This window comes from Streptomyces sp. SID5643, assembly GCF_009872555.1.
Classification (GTDB): domain Bacteria; phylum Actinomycetota; class Actinomycetes; order Streptomycetales; family Streptomycetaceae; genus Streptomyces; species Streptomyces iakyrus.
On record NZ_WWIC01000041.1, the window covers coordinates 84,685 to 102,313 of the forward strand.

A 17,629-nucleotide genomic window follows, 5' to 3' on the forward strand; every position below is an offset into this window, starting at 1 on the left:
TTGCACAGCTGTCCGACTCCCCGTCGATCAGCCGTATCAAGGCTTCAGGGCGATCGAGGGGAGGTCACGGCGGGATAACCATCCGCACCTCTTGCAACTTTTTGCTGCAAGGTCTTTCGCAACACGTTGCGACGCGGTTAATGTCACCGACGCCCGGCGGCCAACGGCGCAGTCGGCAGCACAACGGGCTTCACCCTCAAGGAGAACTCATGCGGCGTGGCATAGCGGCCACCGCGCTGGTGGCGTCCCTCGCCCTGGCAGCGACGGCGTGCGGCGGAAGCGACAGCGGCGACGAGGCCGGCGGCCCGGTCACCATCACCTGGTGGGACACCTCCAACGCCACCAACGAGGCGCCGACCTACAAGGCCCTCGTCAAGGAGTTCGAGGCCGCCAACAAGGACGTCAAGGTCAAGTACGTCAACGTCCCCTTCGACCAGGCGCAGAACAAGTTCGACACCGCCGCCGGTTCCAAGGGTGCCCCCGATGTGCTGCGCTCCGAGGTCGGCTGGACCCCCGCCTTCGCCAAGAAGGGCTTCTTCCTGCCGCTGGACGGCACCGACGCCCTCGCCGAGCAGGACAAGTTCAAGTCCAACCTGATCAAGCAGGCCCAGTACGAGGGCAAGACCTACGGTGTCCCGTTCACCACGGACACCCTCGCCCTGGTCTACAACAAGGCCCTGTTCGAGAAGGCCGGCGTCGAGGCTCCCAAGACCTGGGACGACCTGAAGAAGGCCGCGGCCACGATCAAGGACAAGACCGGCGTCGACGGCTACTGGGGCTCGACCCAGTCCTACTACGCCCACTCCTTCCTCTACGGCGAGGGCGCCGACACCGTCGACGTCGGCGCCAAGAAGATCACGGTCACCTCGCCCGCGGCCGAGAAGGCCTACGGCACCTGGCTGAGCCTGTTCAAGGGCAAGGGCCTGCACAAGGCCGACACCACCGCCGACGCCTACGCCCACATCCAGGAGGCGTTCGTCAGCGGCAAGGTCGCCTCGATCGTCCAGGGCCCGTGGGAGATCACGAACTTCTACAAGGGCTCGGCGTTCAAGGACAAGGCCAACCTGGGCATCGCCACCGTCCCGGCCGGCTCCGCCGGCAAGGCGGGCGCCCCGACCGGCGGCCACAACCTCTCGGTCTACGCGGGCTCGGACAAGGCCCACCAGGAGGCCTCGCTGAAGTTCGTGAAGTTCATGACCTCGGCGAAGGCCCAGGAGACCATCGCGCTGAAGAACAACACGCTGCCGACGCGCGACGACGCCTACACCGACGAGGTCAAGGCCGACCCGGGCATCGCCGGCTACCAGGGCGTCCTCGCCGCCGCCCAGCCGCGGCCGGAGCTGCCCGAGTACAGCTCGCTGTGGACGCCGCTGGACGACGAGCTGCTCGCGATCGCGGGTGGCAAGAAGTCGCTGGACGAGGGGCTGAAGAGCGCCGAGACCTCCATCGCCAAGCTGCTCCCGGACTACAGCAAGTAGGCCCTGTGGCCGCCGGATCCTCCAGCACAGAGGGGGAAGGATCCGGCGGCCGTCGGCCTGTGTGCCGTACCCCTCGATCTCCAGCTGATCTCCAGTTCGCGAAGAAGGTTGTCGAACATGACAGTCGCCATCGACCGAGCGACCGGCAAGCGGAGCGGTGACCGCGGTCCCCGGTCCGGGCTGGGCCGGCGCCTCAAGCACAGCTACCAGAAGCACTGGTACGCCTACGCGATGATCGCGCCCGTGGCCGTCGTGCTCGGCGTGCTCGTGCTGTACCCCCTGGCCTACGGCTTCTACCTGACGCTCACCGACGCGACCAGCCTCAACACGGCCCGGACGATCGGCGTCAACGAGATCGAGGCCACCTACAAGTTCATCGGCTTCGACAACTACGCCGACATCCTGTGGGGCGAGACCGCCTACGAGCGCTTCTGGTCCCACTTCATCTGGACGATCGTGTGGACGGCCCTGTGCGTCGCCCTGCACTACTCCATCGGCCTGGGCCTGGCGCTGCTGCTCAACCAGAAGCTGCGCGGGCGCACCTTCTACCGGCTGATCCTCATCCTGCCGTGGGCCGTGCCGACCTTCGTCACCGTCTTCGGCTGGCGCTTCATGCTCGCCGACTCCGGCATCATCAACTCCGGCCTGGAGACGCTGCACCTGCCGACCCCGGCGTGGCTGGAGGACACCTTCTGGCAGCGCTTCGCCGCGATCATGGTCAACACATGGTGCGGCGTGCCGTTCATGATGGTCTCCCTGCTGGGTGGCCTGCAGTCCATCGACTCCTCCCTCTACGAGGCCGCCGAGATGGACGGCGCCAGCCGCTGGCAGCAGTTCCGCTACGTCACCCTGCCGGGCCTCAGGTCGGTCAGCTCCACCGTGGTGCTGCTCGGCGTGATCTGGACGTTCAACCAGTTCGCCATCATCTTCCTGCTGTTCGGCAACACCGCCCCGGACGCGCAGATCCTCGTCACCTGGGCCTACCAGCTCGGCTTCGGACAGCAGCCGCGCGACTTCGCGCAGTCGGCCGCCTACGGCATCCTGCTGCTCGGCATCCTGATCGTCTTCACCTCCTTCTACCGCCGCTGGCTGAACCGCGATGAGCAGCAGCTCGCGATCTGAGGCAGGAGTCCCCATGAGCACCACGACCGTCCAGCAGTCCGCGGGCGGGGCCCCGGTCCCCGCCGTCGCCCCCGCGCCCGCCCCCGTGCGCCGGCGCGGCCGCCGCGGCGCGGCCGGGAGCCTCCTCTCCCACGGCCTGCTGATCATCGCGAGCCTGATCGCGCTCTTCCCGATCGCCTGGCTGGTCTTCCTGTCCCTCGGCCCGGACAAGGACGACTACCTGCACCCGGGCGGCATCTGGTCGAAGATGACCCTGGACAACTACAGCTTCGTGCTGCAGGAGACCGCCTTCTTCCACTGGTTGCAGAGCACGCTGATCGTGTCCCTGGGAACCACGGTCATCGGAGTGGTCATCGCCGCCACGACCGGGTACGCCGTGTCCCGCATGCGCTTCCCGGGCTACAAGAAGTTCATGTGGGTCCTGCTGTGCACGCAGATGTTCCCGATCGCCGTGCTGATCGTGCCGATGTACCAGATCCTGTCGAGCCTGCAACTCGTCGACACCTACTTCGGCCTGGTCCTGGTCTACTGCTCCACCGCGGTGCCCTACTGCGCCTGGCTGCTGAAGGGCTACTTCGACACCATCCCGTTCGAGATCGACGAGGCCGGCCGCGTCGACGGACTGACGCCCTTCGGCACGTTCTTCCGGCTGATCCTGCCGCTCGCCCGGCCCGGTCTGGCGGTGGCCGCGTTCTACAGCTTCATCACCGCCTTCGGTGAGGTCGCCTTCGCCACCGTCTTCATGCTGGACGACGAGAAGTACACCTTCGCCGTCGGCCTTCAGAGCTTCATCAGCGAGCACGACGCCCAGCGCAACCTGATGGCCGCGACCGCGGTGCTCATCGCGATACCCGTCTCCGCGTTCTTCTACCTCGTGCAGAAGAACCTGGTGACCGGGCTCACCGCCGGCGGCACCAAGGGCTGATCCGGCGCCCTCCGGGCCGTCGCCGAACGGCCTCCACCAGCCCGAGGCGGCCGCGGCGCCCATCCGACCCCGCTGTGCCGCGGCCGCCTCGTCACCCCACCCACGCCTTCCATGACCGACATCCTGTTACGCATCAAGGACGACATGAGCCAGCACTCAGCTGCACCTGCCCCCACCCCCACGTCCGCCACGGCCGTCGCCAAGCGCCGCGACTGGTGGCGGGACGCGGTGATCTACCAGGTGTACCCGCGCAGCTTCGCCGACAGCAACGGCGACGGCATGGGCGACCTGGAGGGTGTCCGCACCCGGCTGCCGTACCTGCGCGAGCTCGGCGTGGACGCCGTGTGGCTCAGCCCCTTCTACGCCTCGCCGCAGGCCGACGCCGGCTACGACGTCGCCGACTACCGCGCTGTCGACCCCATGTTCGGCAACCTCCTGGACGCCGACGCGCTGATCCGCGACGCCCACTCGCTGGGCCTGCGCATCATCGTCGACCTGGTGCCCAACCACTCCTCCGACCAGCACGAGTGGTTCAAGCGGGCCGTCGCCGAGGGCCCGGGCTCCTCGCTGCGGGACCGCTACCACTTCCGTCCCGGCAAGGGCGAGAACGGCGAACTGCCGCCCAACGACTGGGAGTCGATCTTCGGCGGCCCGGCCTGGACCCGCGTCACCGAACCCGACGGCACGCCCGGCGAGTGGTACCTGCACCTCTTCGCCCCCGAGCAGCCCGACTTCAACTGGGAGCACCCGGCGGTCGGCGACGAGTTCCGCTCCATCCTGCGCTTCTGGCTGGACATGGGCGTGGACGGCTTCCGCATCGACGTCGCCCACGGCCTGGTGAAGGCGGACGGGCTGCCCGACCTTGGATCCCACGACCAGGTGAAACTGCTGGGCAACGATGTCATGCCGTTCTTCGACCAGGACGGCGTGCACGAGATCTACCGCCAGTGGCGGCTGATCCTGGACGAGTACTCCCCCAAGCACTCCGTGCAGGGGGTACCCCCAGAGCGCATCTTCGTCGCCGAGGCGTGGACGCCGACGATCGAGCGGACCGCCAACTACGTCCGCCCGGACGAGCTGCACCAGGCGTTCAACTTCCAGTACCTGAGCACCCACTGGGACGCGGCCGAGATGCGCGAGGTCATCGACCGCACCCTGGAGGCCATGCGTCCGGTCGGTGCCCCGGCCACCTGGGTGCTGTCCAACCACGACGTCACCCGGCACGCCACCCGCTTCGCCAACCCGGCAGGTCTCGGCACACAGATCCGCCTGGCCGGAGACCGCGCACTCGGCCTGCGCCGGGCCCGGGCCGCGAGCCTGCTGATGCTGGCGCTGCCCGGCTCGGCCTACGTCTACCAGGGCGAGGAGCTCGGACTGCCCGACGTCGTCGACCTGCCGGACGAGGTGCGCCAGGACCCGGCGTACTTCCGGGGCGCGGGCCAGGACGGCTTCCGCGACGGCTGCCGGGTGCCGATCCCGTGGACCAGGACCGGGTCGTCGTACGGCTTCGGCGACGGGGGCAGCTGGCTGCCGCAGCCGGAGGGCTGGGGCGAGCTGAGCGTCGAGGCGCAGACCGGCGTGCCCGGTTCGACGCTGGAGCTGTACCGGGCCGCGCTCCGTGTGCGGCGCGAGCAGCCCGACCTCGGTGCCGGCACGTCCGTGGAGTGGCTGCGGGCGCCCGAGGGCGTGCTGGCCTTCCGGCGCGGGGAGTTCGTGTGCGTCGCCAACACCACCGGCGAGTCCGTGGCGATGCCGGCGTACGGCCGGGTGCTGGTGGCGAGCGGGGAGATCGTCGAGGTCGACGACGAGGCCAAGGTGCCGGCCGACACCACGGTGTGGTGGACCACCGCGACCGCCGAGGCCCGCGCCTGACTTTCCTTTGAATTTCGTACGGCCCGCTGCCCTTTCGGGCGGCGGGCCTCTACTATCTGCGTCACCGCAAGGTTTCTGAACCTTGCAGCAAGAACCTTCAACGAAGAAGGAAACCCCACATGGCACGCAGATACCTCGCCTCCGCCGTCGCGCTCGCCGCGGCTGCGGTTGTCATGACCCCGACTGGTGCACAGGCCTCCCCACCTGGCACCAAGGACGTCACCGCCGTCCTCTTCGAGTGGAACTTCGCCTCGGTGGCCCGCGAGTGCACCACCACCCTCGGGCCCGCCGGATACGGCTACGTCCAGGTCTCCCCGCCCGCCGAGCACATACAGGGCCCGCAGTGGTGGACCTCGTACCAGCCGGTCAGCTACAAGATCGCCGGCCGGCTCGGCGACCGCGCGGCGTTCCAGAACATGGTGAACACCTGCCACGCGGCCGGTGTGAAGGTCGTCGTGGACACCGTCATCAACCACATGGCGGCCGGCAACGGCACCGGCACCGGCGGTTCGTCGTACGCGAAGTACAACTACCCCGGCCTCTACTCGGCGCCCGACTTCGACGACTGCACGGGCCAGATCACCAACTACCAGGACCGCTGGAACGTCCAGCACTGCGAACTGGTCGGCCTCTCCGACCTCGACACGGGCGAGAACTACGTCCGCGGCGCGATCGCCGGCTACATGAACGACCTGCTCTCCCTCGGTGTCGACGGCTTCCGCATCGACGCGGCCAAACACATGGACGCAGCCGACCTGGCGAACATCAAGTCCCGGCTGAACAGCCCGTCGGTGTACTGGAAGCAGGAGGTCATCCACGGCTCCGGCGAGGCGGTCCAGCCCACCGAATACACGAGTAACGGAGACGTCCAGGAGTTCCGCTACGCCTACGACCTCAAGCGGGTCTTCACCAACGAGAACCTCGCCTACCTGAAGAACTACGGCGAGGGCTGGGGCTACATGAGCAGCGGTGTGTCGGGCGTCTTCGTCGACAACCACGACACCGAGCGCAACGGCTCGACCCTCAGCTACAAGGACAACGCCACCTACACCCTGGCCAACGTCTTCATGCTGGCCTGGCCCTACGGCGCCCCGGACATCAACTCCGGCTACGAGTTCTCCGACCACGACGCCGGCCCCCCGAACGGCGGCCAGGTGAACGCCTGCTGGCAGGACGGCTGGAAGTGCCAGCACAACTGGCCGGAGATCAGGTCCATGGTCGGCTTCCGCAACGCCACCCGGGGTCAGGCCGTCACCGACTGGTGGGACAACGGCGGCGACGCCATCGCGTTCGGCCGGGGCGGCAAGGGCTTCGTGGCCATCAACCACGAGCCGGGTTCGCTGAGCCGTACGTATCAGACGTCGCTGCCTGCGGGGACGTACTGCGATGTGCAGAACAGCAGGACGGTGACGGTGAACGCCGGCGGGCAGTTCACGGCCACCCTCGGCTCCAACACCGCCCTCGCGATCTACGCGGGCAAGTCGAGCTGCTGAGTTGCACGTCGGCTGACGCCCCTCGGCCGGTTCTTCCGAGGGGCGTCACCGAGGCCTCGTGGCCGACGCGGCCCTCGACGGTGTCGAGGCGGGCTCCGCCGAGGTCCTCGCCGACCAGTGGAACCGGGACGTCAAGTCCCGTCTGCCGCTGGCGCCGGAAGAGTTCAACGCCGCGATGGGCCGCGCCCTGGCGGCGCTGATGGCGGCCTGAGGGGCCCCTCGGGTGTTCTGAAATTCCTTTCTGATGCTTTCAGGACTCTTGCTGTAAGAGTTGCGGCGGCGATACGGTCGCGCGGGGTCGGACCTCAAGAGCCGCACGTCGCAAGGAGTCCACGTCTTGATACCGAGATGGCCGGTGCCGTCGAGGCGCCGAACTGCCCGTACCGGACGGGTCGCCGCGGTCACCGTGACCGCGCTGGCCGCAGCGCTCGTCCAGCCCCTCGCGGCGCGGGCGGACACCCCGCCACCGCCCCCGTCCGACGCCAGGCTCGCCGCCGAGCCGGCCCGGCACGACGCCACCCGTGAGCAGTTCTACTTCGTCCTGCCGGACCGTTTCGCCAACGGCGACCCGCGCAACGACAAGGGCGGCCTGACCGGCTCCCGCCTCGCCACCGGCTACGACCCCACCGACAAGGGCTTCTACCAGGGCGGCGACCTCAAGGGCCTCACCAAGAAGCTCGACTACATCAAGGGCCTGGGCACCACCGCCCTCTGGATGGCCCCGATCTTCAAGAACCGGCCCGTGCAGGGCACCGGGGCCAACGCCTCGGCCGGTTACCACGGTTACTGGATCACCGACTTCACCCAGGTCGACCCGCACTTCGGCACCAACGAGGACCTGGAAACCCTCATCGACAAGGCCCACGCCAAGGGCATGAAGGTCTTCTTCGACGTCATCACCAACCACACCGCGGACGTCGTCGACTACGAGGAGAAGTCCTACGACTACCTGTCCAAGGGCGCCTTCCCGTACCTGACGAAGGACGGCGTGCCCTTCGACGACGCCGACTACGCCGACGGGCGGCGCGGCTTCCCCGCGGTCGACCGGGACTCCTTCCCGCGCACCCCGGTGGTCACCAAGAAGAACAAGGTGCCGTCGTGGCTCAACGACCCGACGATGTACCACAACCGCGGCGACTCCACCTTCGCCGGTGAGAGCTCCACCCACGGCGACTTCTCCGGCCTCGACGACCTGTGGACCGAGCGGCCCGAGGTCGTCGACGGCATGGAGAAGATCTACCAGCGCTGGGTGCGGGACTTCGACATCGACGGCTTCCGGATCGACACCGTGAAGCACGTCAACATGGAGTTCTGGACCCAGTGGGCCACGGCCCTCGACGCCTACGCGGCCAAGCGGGGCCGGGACGACTTCTTCATGTTCGGCGAGGTGTACTCGGCCGACACGGACGTCACCTCGCCGTACGTCACCCAGGGCCGCCTCGACGCCACGCTCGACTTCCCCTTCCAGGAGGCGGCCCGCCAGTACGCCTCGCAGGGCGCGAGCGCGCAGAAGCTCGCCGGTGTCTTCGGCGACGACTACAAGTACACGACCGGCAAGGCCAACGCGTACGAGCAGGTCACCTTCCTCGGCAACCACGACATGGGCCGGATCGGGTCCTTCCTGAAGCAGGACGACCCGAAGGCCACCGACGCCGAGCTCCTCGCCAAGGACAAACTCGCCAACGAGCTGATGTTCCTCAGCCGCGGCAACCCCGTCGTCTACTACGGCGACGAGCAGGGCTTCACCGGCCCGGGCGGTGACAAGGACGCCCGGCAGACCATGTTCGCCTCGCGCACCGCCGACTACCTCGACGACGACCGTATCGGCACCGACCGGACCCACGCCGAGGACGCCTACGACATGAAGGCGCCGCTCTACCAACAGATCAGTGCCCTCGCCAAGCTCCGCAAGGCCAACCCGGCACTGACCGACGGCGTCCAGCAGCAGCGGTACGCGGCCGACGGACCGGGCGTCTACGCCTTCTCCCGCACCGACGCGAAGAACGGCACCGAGTACGTCGTCGCCTTCAACAACGCCGGCGAGGCGAAGACGGCGACCTTCCCGACCGGCTCGGCCGGCATGACCTTCAAGGGCATCCACGGCACCAGCGCCTCCCCGAAGAGCGACGGCGACAGGAAGCTCACCGTCACCGTCCCGGCCGGCTCGGCGATCGTCCTCAAGGCGTCCGGCAGGCTCGCCGAGCCCGCCACCGCGCCGACGATCACCCTGAAGGCCCCGGCCCCGGGTGCGACGGGAACCGTCGAGGTCACCGCCGACACGGGCGGCGGACAGCTCAACCGTGTCGTCTTCGCCGCGCAGACCGGCAACGGCAGGTGGCAGACCCTCGGCTCCGCCGACCACGCCCCCTACAAGGTCACCCACACCATCGGCAAGAACGTGGCGCCCGGCACGGCCCTGCGCTACAAGGCCGTCGTCGTCGACTCGGCCGGCCGCACCGCGAGCGCCCTCGCCGCCTCCACCACCGGCACCCCGCCCGCCCCCGAGCCGCCCACCGCCTCCTCGCGCGACTACGCGATCGTGCACTACAAGCGCGCCGACGGGGACTACGCCGACTGGGGCCTGTACGCCTGGGGCGACCTGGCCGAGGGCGAGGCCACCGAGTGGCCGAAGAGCCACCCCTTCACCGGCCGGGACGCCTACGGCGCCTTCGCCTGGGTCAAGCTCAAGCCCGGCGCCTCGAACGTCGGCTTCCTCGTCATCGACAAGGACGGCACAAAGGACGTCGCCACCGACCGCACGATCGACGTCACGAAGACCGGCGAGATCTGGATCGAGCAGGGCAAGGAGACCGTCACCACCGAGCGGCCCGAGTACCCGGCGCCCGACAAGAGCAAGGCCGTCCTGCACTACCACCGGGCCGACGGGACGTACGACGGCTGGGGTCTGCACGTCTGGACCGGCGCCGCGAACCCCACCGAGTGGTCGAAGCCCCTCGAACCGGTCAAGACTGATTCCTATGGCGCAGTCTTCGAGGTACCGCTCACCGACGGAGCCACCAGCCTCAGCTACATCCTGCACAAGGGCGACGAGAAGGACCTGCCCACCGACCAGTCGCTCGACCTCAAGGCGAACGGCCCCGAGGTGTGGCTGGTGAGCGGCCAGGAGAAGTACCTGCTCCCGCAGCCCGCGGGCAGCGCGGCCGCCCTCGACCTGACCACCTCCAAGGCCGTCTGGATCGACCGGAACACCCTCGCCTGGAACGGCTCCGACGCCGCCGCCTCCACCCAGCTGCTCTACGCCCGCGACGGCTCGATCGCCGTGAAGGACGGCGCCCTGACCGGTGACGCCACGTGGCTGCGCCTGTCGAGGAGCGAGCTGACCGACGCCCAGCAGGCGAAGTTCCCGCACCTGAAGGAGTACGACGCCTGGACCGTCGACCCGCGCGACCGCGACCGGGTCCGTGAGGCCCTGCGCGGGCAGGTCGTCGCCACCCAGCACGCGGTGAACGGAGCGGTGCTCGCGGCGACCGGCGTCCAGATCGCCGGTGTCCTCGACGACCTGTACTCCGGCGCCACCGGGGCCGACCTGGGGCCGACGTTCGACAAGGGCCGCCCCACGCTGTCCGTGTGGGCGCCGACCGCCCAGCAGGTGTCCCTGGAGATCGGCGACTCCACCACCGCGATGCGCCGTGACGCCGGCACCGGCGTCTGGTCCGTCACCGGCCCGAAGTCCTGGAAGGGCAAGCCCTACCGGTACGTCGTGAAGGTCTGGGCGCCCAGCGTCCGCAAGGTCGTCACCAACAAGGTCACCGACCCCTACGCCGTCGCCCTCACCGCCGACTCGAAGCGCAGCCTCGTCGTCGACCTGGACGACAAGGCGCTCAAGCCCACCGGCTGGTCGGCGTACACCAAGCCGAAGGCCGTGCCGCTGCGGGACGCCCAGATCCAGGAGCTGCACATCCGGGACTTCTCCGTCGAGGACCGCACGGCGAAGCACCCCGGCACCTATCTGGCCTTCACCGACAAGGCCAGTGACGGCAGCAAGCACCTGCGCGAGCTGGCGAAGGCGGGCACCTCGTACGTCCACCTGCTGCCCGCGTTCGACATCGCCACCATCCCGGAGAGGAAGACCGACCAGGCGAAGACCGACTGCGACCTGGCCTCCTTCCCCGCCGACTCCGACAAGCAGCAGGAGTGCGTCGGGAAGATCGCCGCGAAGGACGCCTACAACTGGGGCTACGACCCGTTCCACTACACGGTCCCCGAGGGCTCCTACGCCACCGACCCGGACGGCACCGCCCGCACGGTCGAGTTCCGGAAGATGGTGAGGGCCCTCAACGACGACGGCCTGCGGGTCGTCATGGACGTCGTCTACAACCACACCGCGGCGAGCGGCCAGGCGGACACCTCCGTCCTGGACCGCATCGTGCCCGGCTACTACCAGCGGCTCCTCGCCGACGGCTCGGTCGCGAACAGCACCTGCTGCGCCAACACCGCCACCGAGAACGCCATGATGGGCAAACTCGTCGTCGACTCGGTCGTCACCTGGGCGAAGGAGTACAAGGTCGACGGCTTCCGCTTCGACCTCATGGGCCACCACCCGAAGGCCAACATCCTCGCGGTCCGCGAGGCCCTCGACGCGCTGACCCCCGCGAAGGACGGCGTCGACGGCAAGAAGATCATCCTCTACGGCGAGGGCTGGAACTTCGGCGAGATCGCCGACGACGCCCGGTTCCCCCAGGCCACGCAGAAGAACATGGCCGGCACCGGCATCGCCACCTTCTCCGACCGCGCCCGTGACGCCGTGCGCGGCGGCGGCCCCTTCGACGAGGACCCCGGCGTCCAGGGCTTCGCGTCCGGTCTGTACACCGACCCCAACTCCTCGAAGAACAACGGCACCGAGGCCGAGCAGAAGGCCCGCCTGCTGCACTACCAGGATCTGATCAAGGTCGGGCTCTCCGGCAACCTCGCCGGCTACCGCTTCACCGACACCGCGGGCAAGGAGGTCAAGGGCTCCGAGGTCGACTACAACGGCGCCCCCGCCGGGTACGCCGACGCCCCCGGAGACGCCCTCGCCTACGCCGACGCCCACGACAACGAGACCCTGTTCGACGCGCTCGCCTTCAAGCTGTCCGCTTCGACGAGCGCGGCCGACCGGGCCCGGATGCAGGTCCTGGCCATGGCGACGGCCACCCTCTCCCAGGGCCCGGCCCTCTCCCAGGCGGGCACCGACCTGCTGCGCTCCAAGTCCCTGGACCGCAACTCCTACGACAGCGGCGACTGGTTCAACGCCGTCCACTGGAGGTGCGAGGACGGCAACGGCTTCGGCCGCGGCCTGCCCATGGCGGCGGACAACACCGACAAGTGGCCCTATGCCAAGCCCCTGCTGACCAAGGTCACGGTGGGCTGCGAGCAGATCGAGGGCACCTCGGCCGCCTACCGTGACCTGCTGCGGATCCGGAGCACCGAGCGGGACTTCTCCCTCGGCACGGCCGCACAGGTGCAGTCCCGGCTGTCCTTCCCGCTGTCCGGCACGGACGAGACGCCCGGCGTGATCACCATGCGGCTCGGTGACCTCGTCGTCGTCTTCAACGCCACGCCGGAGAAGCAGGAGCAGCGCGTGCCCGCACTGGCCGGGGCGGGGTACCGGCTGCATCCGGTCCAGGCGGCGGGCGCGGACTCTACCGTCAAGTCCGCCTCCTACGCCGCCGAATCGGGAACCTTCGCCGTTCCGGGGCGCACGGTCGCCGTCTTCACCCGGGCCGCCGGATAGCGCACTACGTTGGGTGGGGCGGGCCGTGATCCACGGCCCGCCCCCTTCCCGTACGCGCCCCGAGAGGCCACCGAGAGGCACGCCAGCGGCATGCAGCACAGCTCCGGCACAACCGTGCTGGTCGTGGACGACGTCGCGGCCAGCCGCTACGCCATGGGCGCGGTGCTGCAACGGGCCGGCCACCGGGTCGTGCCCGTCGCCAGCGGCGGCGAGGCACTCGTCGAACTCGACGTGCGGCTGCGGGAGGGCACCCTGCCCGACGTGGCCCTCGTCGACGTGGGCCTGCCCGACATGAGCGGCTTCGAACTGTGCCGCCGGGTCCGGGCCCAGCCGCCCATGGCCGCACTGCCCGTCGTGCACTTCTCGGCCGCCGCGACCGCTCCCGGCGACCGGTGCCGGGGTCTCGACGCAGGCGGGGACGCCTATCTGACCGTGCCCGCCGAACCACGGGAGATCCAGGCCGTCGTCCGGGCCGCCGTACGCGGGGCCCGGCGCGCCACGGGCGCCGAGACCGCCGTGCACCGGCTGACGCTGCTGGCCGAGGCCGTCATCACCGTGCAGGCGGCCCGCTGTCCGCGGGAACTGGCCACCGCGGCCGCCGAGGGCACCGCACGCCTCACCGCCTCACCCGCCGTGGTGTTCGTCGTGGGCCCGGACGGCGAGCCGTACCGCGGCACGGCCCGGGGCCGCCCCGCGGACGCGGACGACGACGCCCACCAGGTGGCGGCACGGCTGGTCACCCGGCTCGCGGAGGGACGCACGGGCGTGCACACCACCGTCGTGCCCGCGCCGCTGTGGCCGGCCGGGGTCTTCCGTCCGGGCGTCGAGGAGGATGCCCGCGTGACCGTGGCGACGGCCCAGGACGGCCGGACGACGGTGTGCCTCGCCACGCCCGTGCGGCGCACGGCGGTCGGCGACCCCGCCGACGACGGACTGCGCGCCCGCCTCGCCCAGGCCACCGCGCTCGCCGCCGAACCGCTGCTGATGTACCAGGTGGAGCGGCATGTCGCCCTCACCCTCCAGCGCAGCTTCCTGCCCCGGCCGCACAAGCTGCCGCACCTGCCCGGCGTCGACATCGTCGTCCGGTACGTGCCCGCCTCCGAGCAGACCGAGATCGGCGGCGACTTCTACGCCGCCCTGCGTACCCGCGAGGGGATCCTCACCGCGGTCGGGGACGTCGTCGGGCACTCGCTGGACGCGGCCACCGTCATGGTCGAGATCCGCCACGCCCTGCGCGCCTACTGCGTCGACGAGAGCGACCCGGTCGTGCTGGCCACGCGGCTCGACCGGATGCTCCAGGAGTACCACCCCGACGTTACGGCCACCGTGTGCCTGGCCCTGGTCGACCCCGGCAGCGGGCGGGTGCGCATCGCCAACGCCGGCCACATCCCGCCGCTGATCCTGCGCGCGGGAGGCGACGCCCGGTACGCCGACGCCTGCGGTCCGCTGCTCGGGCTGGGCCTGGAGCGGCCCCCGGCGACCGAGTGCCGACTGCACCGCACCGACCGCCTGCTCATGGTCACCGACGGCCTCATCGAGACCCGCGGCACCCCCATCACGACCTCCATGGACCAGCTCCGCACGGCCGCCGCCGACGCCCCGCCCGACCTCGACACCCTCTGCGACGTGCTGCTGGGCTGCTTCGGCCGCGACCCCGAGGACGACATCGCGATGCTGGCCCTGCGGCTAGGGTGAGCCCGTTGGCCGCCCAGAACAGGAGTACTGATGCCGCAGATCACCGTCGACTATTCCGCCGACCTCGCCGGCGACTTCGACCGGCCCGGTTTCGCCAAGGCGCTGCACGAGGCGACGGTCGAGATCGCGGCCGCCAAGCCGGCGGCGTGCAAGAGCCGGTTCCGTCCGACCGAGGACATCGTGGTCGGCCCCGAGACCGAGGGGCACGCCCATGTGCACGTCCACATCGCGCTCCTCGCCGGCCGCACCGACGAGACCAAGGCCCGGCTCACCCAGGCCGCGCTGGAGCTGCTGCGGACCCACCTCAAGCCCGCCGGAGGGCGCGCGCTGCACGCCTCCGCCGAGGTCCGCGACCTGGACCCGTCGTACGCCAAGTCCGAGAGCTAGGGTCTGTCGTTCGGATCAGGCCGCAGGGCAACGGCGGTGCTTCTCGATGCCGGTGAGCGGGGCTTGGTGCGTGTAGCTGCAAGGCGGAGGAGGGAGTCGACGCGGAGCGTCGGCGAGTGACGACAACGCGGCAGATGCGCGTGCCAGGCCCCGCGTCTGCGGCGTGATCCAAACGACAGACCCTGGGCCCGCTCAGCCCGCCAGGGCGATGAGCCGGCCGGCCAGATGCGCGAACGGGCCGTCGGCCGGCTCGTCCTTGACGATCTCGCGCAGCAGCGCGGCCATCTCCTCGTCGTAGGCGGCGCTGACCGCGGCGAGCGCCGCGAAGTCATTGACGAGCTGGGGTTCCAGCTCCTCGCGCGGGATGCGCCGGCCGTCCAGCCAGATCAGCGCCGTCGACTCGGCGAGCGAGATCCAGGAACGGACGACCAGTTCGAGGCGCGCGGGCGGATCGGTCACGCCCAGGTGCGAAAGGATCTGGACATACGCGGCCTGCCGTACGGAGTCGACGAGCGCGTTGGTCGTCGAGGAGCCGACCGCCGGACCGCCGCGCATCAGGGCGGAGAAACCGGGCCCGTGCTCGTCCACGAAGTCGAAGTAGCGGTGCATCACGCGCAGCAGCCGCGCCCCCAGCGGACCCTCGTGCGGCTCCACGAAGCGGGCCGCCAGATCGTCCGAGGCCCGCTGCAACGCGGCCTCGTACAGGCTGAGTTTGCCGGGGAAGTAGTGGTAGACCAACGGGCGGGAAATGCCGGCGGCCGACGCTATCTCATCGATGGAGACCTCGTCGGGCGAGCGGCGGCTGAACAGTTCGAGGGCGACGCCGATCAACTGCTGCCGCCGCTCCTCGACTCCCATTCTGCGGCGAACCCCGATAGTCATGCGAACACCTTACCGATCGATTCCGGCCTCGAACGGGCCGGATCGATCACGGGGCGTCCCCGGCCGCACCCCACGGGCCCGGAAACCGCCCGTGTCAGCGCAGTCCGCGCAGCGAACGCCCGTCCTTCAGGGTGCCCTTGAGCTGAGCCTGCGCTCCCTGCTCGGCCGGCACGGTCAGCAGACTGCCCTGCTGTACTCCGTTCACGCCACCCGTCGCCCGGATCGACGCGGTCTCCCGGCCTCCCGCGGCCAGCAGGTACCAGTCGCCGGCCTTCGACTTCCACAGCACCCCCGCCAGCACGTGCGGGTCACGCTCCCCGCACGCCGGGACGTTCTCGGCCTTCGCCGCCGCCGCCCCGTACGCCCCGCCCGGCGTGTGGAACTGCGCCAGCACCCGTGCCCCGCCGCCCCGCCAGGTCTCGGCCCGCGTGCACACCCAGGCCGCCGAGCCGCTCGCGTCGGGCAGCGGCTGCTCGTTGAACGCCCAGGCGTTGACGCTCCGCACCCCCGCCGAGCGCACCGTGCCCAGCGAGCAGGCGAACGGCTGCCAGGTGCGCAGCGCCGCGGCGCCGGACACCTCACGCGGGGAACCCGGCCGTCCGGTGGTGAGCCGCGCCGGAACGAGTTCGCCGAGGTCGGTCAGCAGCCGCGTCCTGGCGCCGTCCGTCACTTGCAGCACGTTCCACGAGGTGCAGGGGCCGGACCGCAGGGCCGGGCTGGCCAGGGGCGTGGTCACACCGTCGGTGAGCGTGAGGTCCATCGCGCCGGAGCCCGGCTTCATCAGGTCCCGCTCGCCGGCCTTCTTCACCCAAGGGGCCGTCAGATAACGGACGTTGCCGTCGGAGCGGCCCAGGACCACCGCGCCCGCCTCGGCCCGGCCGGCCCCGTCCACCCGGGCGAAGTCGAGGGCGGCGCCCTGCGTGCCGTCCTTCGGCTCGGCGTACCGGGCGATGCGCAGACCGTCGTAGAGGATCACCACGCGCGCCGCGTCGACCGTCCCCGCGTACAGCAGCTGGGGCGGTCCGGCCGGGCCGCCGGAGAGGGTGCCGGGGGTCACCGACACCTGGACCGTCCCGCCCGGGCGGGCCCACACGGCCAGGGCGCGCCTGAGCAGGGCCTTGTCGCCGGTCAGGTCGCCGCGGGCCGGCCACACGGAGAAGTCGGTGCGCGCCGAGCTGCGCCAGGCCTCCGGGGGCATCCGGGTCAGCTTCGAGGGGTCCAGGGCGGCCTGCGCGGCCGGGTTGCGCGCGTACGGCGGTGCCGCGGCGCCCTCGGGGCCCCAGCCCTCACCGGGCAGCCCGAGCAGCGCCCCGCACACCAGCAGGGCGGCACCGGCGGCCAGCGCGGCCTTCAGGTGCTGGCGGCGGCGCATCAGGTCGGTGGGGCGGGCCTGGAGCGAGCACGGGTCGAACTCGGGGGAGTCGAGCAGCCCGTACTGGGCGGGGATCCCGCCGGCCTCCAGCACCGCGCCCTCCGGGTCGGCGACGCCCACCGCGGCGAGGACCTTGCCCACCCCCTCGTCCGTGAGCCGCTCCAGACCGCGCAGCGCGTAGACGGCCCGGGCCGGTCCCGACAGGGTGGACAGCCGCTGATCCAGGGCGAGTTCGTCGGCGCCGCCGGAGCGCGGGAACAGCTTCAGGCCCCACACGTGCGGCAGCAGCGGCGGCAGCTGGGCCCGCTTGGGCCACGCCTTCGCCGTCAGCGGCAGCCCCGCCTCCAGCGCCGAGCGCAGCACCTGAAGACGGACCAGGGCGTAGCCGGGGTCACCGTCCCGGCCGGTGGACTGGGTGGGGATAACGGGGGCCGGTGTGCGGTTGCGGGGGAGGGCCCGCTGGGTGAGGGCGTGTGCGGTCAGGACGCGGCGGCTGCGGCCCAGCCGGGGCGGCAGCACCAGGTAGGCCAGCCGGACGAGCCTCGGGTAGTGCTCGACGAGCGCGGCCTCGGCCTGCTCGACGTCCACGAGCAGACCGGTGGGGGTGGGGGGTGCGGGGCGCGGGGCGACATCCTGTGACTGCACGTTCAGCAGAACGAGCGAATCGGG

Annotated in this window: 10 protein-coding genes and 1 pseudogene; 9 read left to right on the forward strand and 2 right to left on the reverse strand. The window is 70.5% G+C overall.

The genetic code is table 11. From position 1 onward, the window contains the following. The first annotated feature begins 209 nt into the window (after window positions 1–209). The 9 genes and pseudogenes from GTY56_RS04475 (at window position 210) to GTY56_RS04515 (ending at window position 14,706) form a co-directional block, all read left to right on the forward strand. Window positions 210–1,478, forward strand: a complete 1,269-nt coding sequence (locus tag GTY56_RS04475) for an extracellular solute-binding protein (protein WP_161362683.1) — start codon at window positions 210–212, stop codon at window positions 1,476–1,478. Between the two features lie 117 nt (window positions 1,479–1,595). After that, window positions 1,596–2,600: a carbohydrate ABC transporter permease gene (locus GTY56_RS04480; RefSeq protein WP_161362685.1), complete on the forward strand. Its 1,005-nt coding sequence runs from the start codon at window positions 1,596–1,598 to the stop codon at window positions 2,598–2,600. Window positions 2,601–2,613: 13 nt separating this feature from the next. Beyond that, on the forward strand, window positions 2,614–3,525 hold the full coding sequence (locus GTY56_RS04485; RefSeq protein WP_161362687.1) for a sugar ABC transporter permease: 912 nt from the start codon (window positions 2,614–2,616) through the stop codon (window positions 3,523–3,525). A gap of 144 nt (window positions 3,526–3,669) precedes the next feature. After that, window positions 3,670–5,397 carry a glycoside hydrolase family 13 protein gene (locus GTY56_RS04490; RefSeq protein ID WP_161362837.1) on the forward strand — a complete coding sequence of 576 codons (1,728 nt, stop codon included), beginning with the start codon at window positions 3,670–3,672 and terminating at the stop codon, window positions 5,395–5,397. Between the two features lie 119 nt (window positions 5,398–5,516). Further along, window positions 5,517–6,890, forward strand: coding sequence for an alpha-amylase (locus GTY56_RS04495; RefSeq protein WP_161362689.1), 1,374 nt, complete (start codon window positions 5,517–5,519; stop codon window positions 6,888–6,890). Between the two features lie 58 nt (window positions 6,891–6,948). After that, window positions 6,949–7,101 (forward strand): annotated as a pseudogene (locus tag GTY56_RS04500) (short-chain dehydrogenase); the annotation flags it as partial. Between the two features lie 126 nt (window positions 7,102–7,227). Continuing rightward, entirely contained in the window at window positions 7,228–12,624 is a 5,397-nt protein-coding gene (gene pulA, locus GTY56_RS04505; protein WP_161362691.1) for a pullulanase-type alpha-1,6-glucosidase, read from the forward strand. A 90-nt stretch (window positions 12,625–12,714) separates the two neighbouring features. Continuing rightward, window positions 12,715–14,319: a fused response regulator/phosphatase gene (locus GTY56_RS04510; RefSeq protein WP_161362693.1), complete on the forward strand. Its 1,605-nt coding sequence runs from the start codon at window positions 12,715–12,717 to the stop codon at window positions 14,317–14,319. Between the two features lie 30 nt (window positions 14,320–14,349). Beyond that, window positions 14,350–14,706, forward strand: coding sequence for a 5-carboxymethyl-2-hydroxymuconate Delta-isomerase (locus GTY56_RS04515; protein ID WP_161362695.1), 357 nt, complete (start codon window positions 14,350–14,352; stop codon window positions 14,704–14,706). Window positions 14,707–14,898: 192 nt separating this feature from the next. Here the strand turns inward: GTY56_RS04515 and GTY56_RS04520 are convergent, their stop codons facing one another. Next, window positions 14,899–15,588 carry a TetR/AcrR family transcriptional regulator gene (locus GTY56_RS04520; protein ID WP_161362696.1) on the reverse strand — a complete coding sequence of 230 codons (690 nt, stop codon included), beginning with the start codon at window positions 15,586–15,588 and terminating at the stop codon, window positions 14,899–14,901. Between the two features lie 94 nt (window positions 15,589–15,682). After that, on the reverse strand, window positions 15,683–17,605 hold the full coding sequence (locus GTY56_RS04525; protein WP_161362698.1) for a hypothetical protein: 1,923 nt from the start codon (window positions 17,603–17,605) through the stop codon (window positions 15,683–15,685). Window positions 17,606–17,629: the final 24 nt, after the last annotated feature.

Coding starts and splice junctions, on each gene's coding strand:
- GTY56_RS04495 (WP_161362689.1), top strand. CDS start 5,517: ATGGCACGCAGATACCTCGCCTCCGCCGTCGCGCTCGCCGCGGCTGCG.
- GTY56_RS04490 (WP_161362837.1), top strand. CDS start 3,670: ATGAGCCAGCACTCAGCTGCACCTGCCCCCACCCCCACGTCCGCCACG.
- GTY56_RS04510 (WP_161362693.1), top strand. CDS start 12,715: ATGCAGCACAGCTCCGGCACAACCGTGCTGGTCGTGGACGACGTCGCG.
- GTY56_RS04475 (WP_161362683.1), top strand. CDS start 210: ATGCGGCGTGGCATAGCGGCCACCGCGCTGGTGGCGTCCCTCGCCCTG.
- GTY56_RS04520 (WP_161362696.1), bottom strand. CDS start 15,588: ATGACTATCGGGGTTCGCCGCAGAATGGGAGTCGAGGAGCGGCGGCAG.
- GTY56_RS04485 (WP_161362687.1), top strand. CDS start 2,614: ATGAGCACCACGACCGTCCAGCAGTCCGCGGGCGGGGCCCCGGTCCCC.
- GTY56_RS04480 (WP_161362685.1), top strand. CDS start 1,596: ATGACAGTCGCCATCGACCGAGCGACCGGCAAGCGGAGCGGTGACCGC.
- GTY56_RS04515 (WP_161362695.1), top strand. CDS start 14,350: ATGCCGCAGATCACCGTCGACTATTCCGCCGACCTCGCCGGCGACTTC.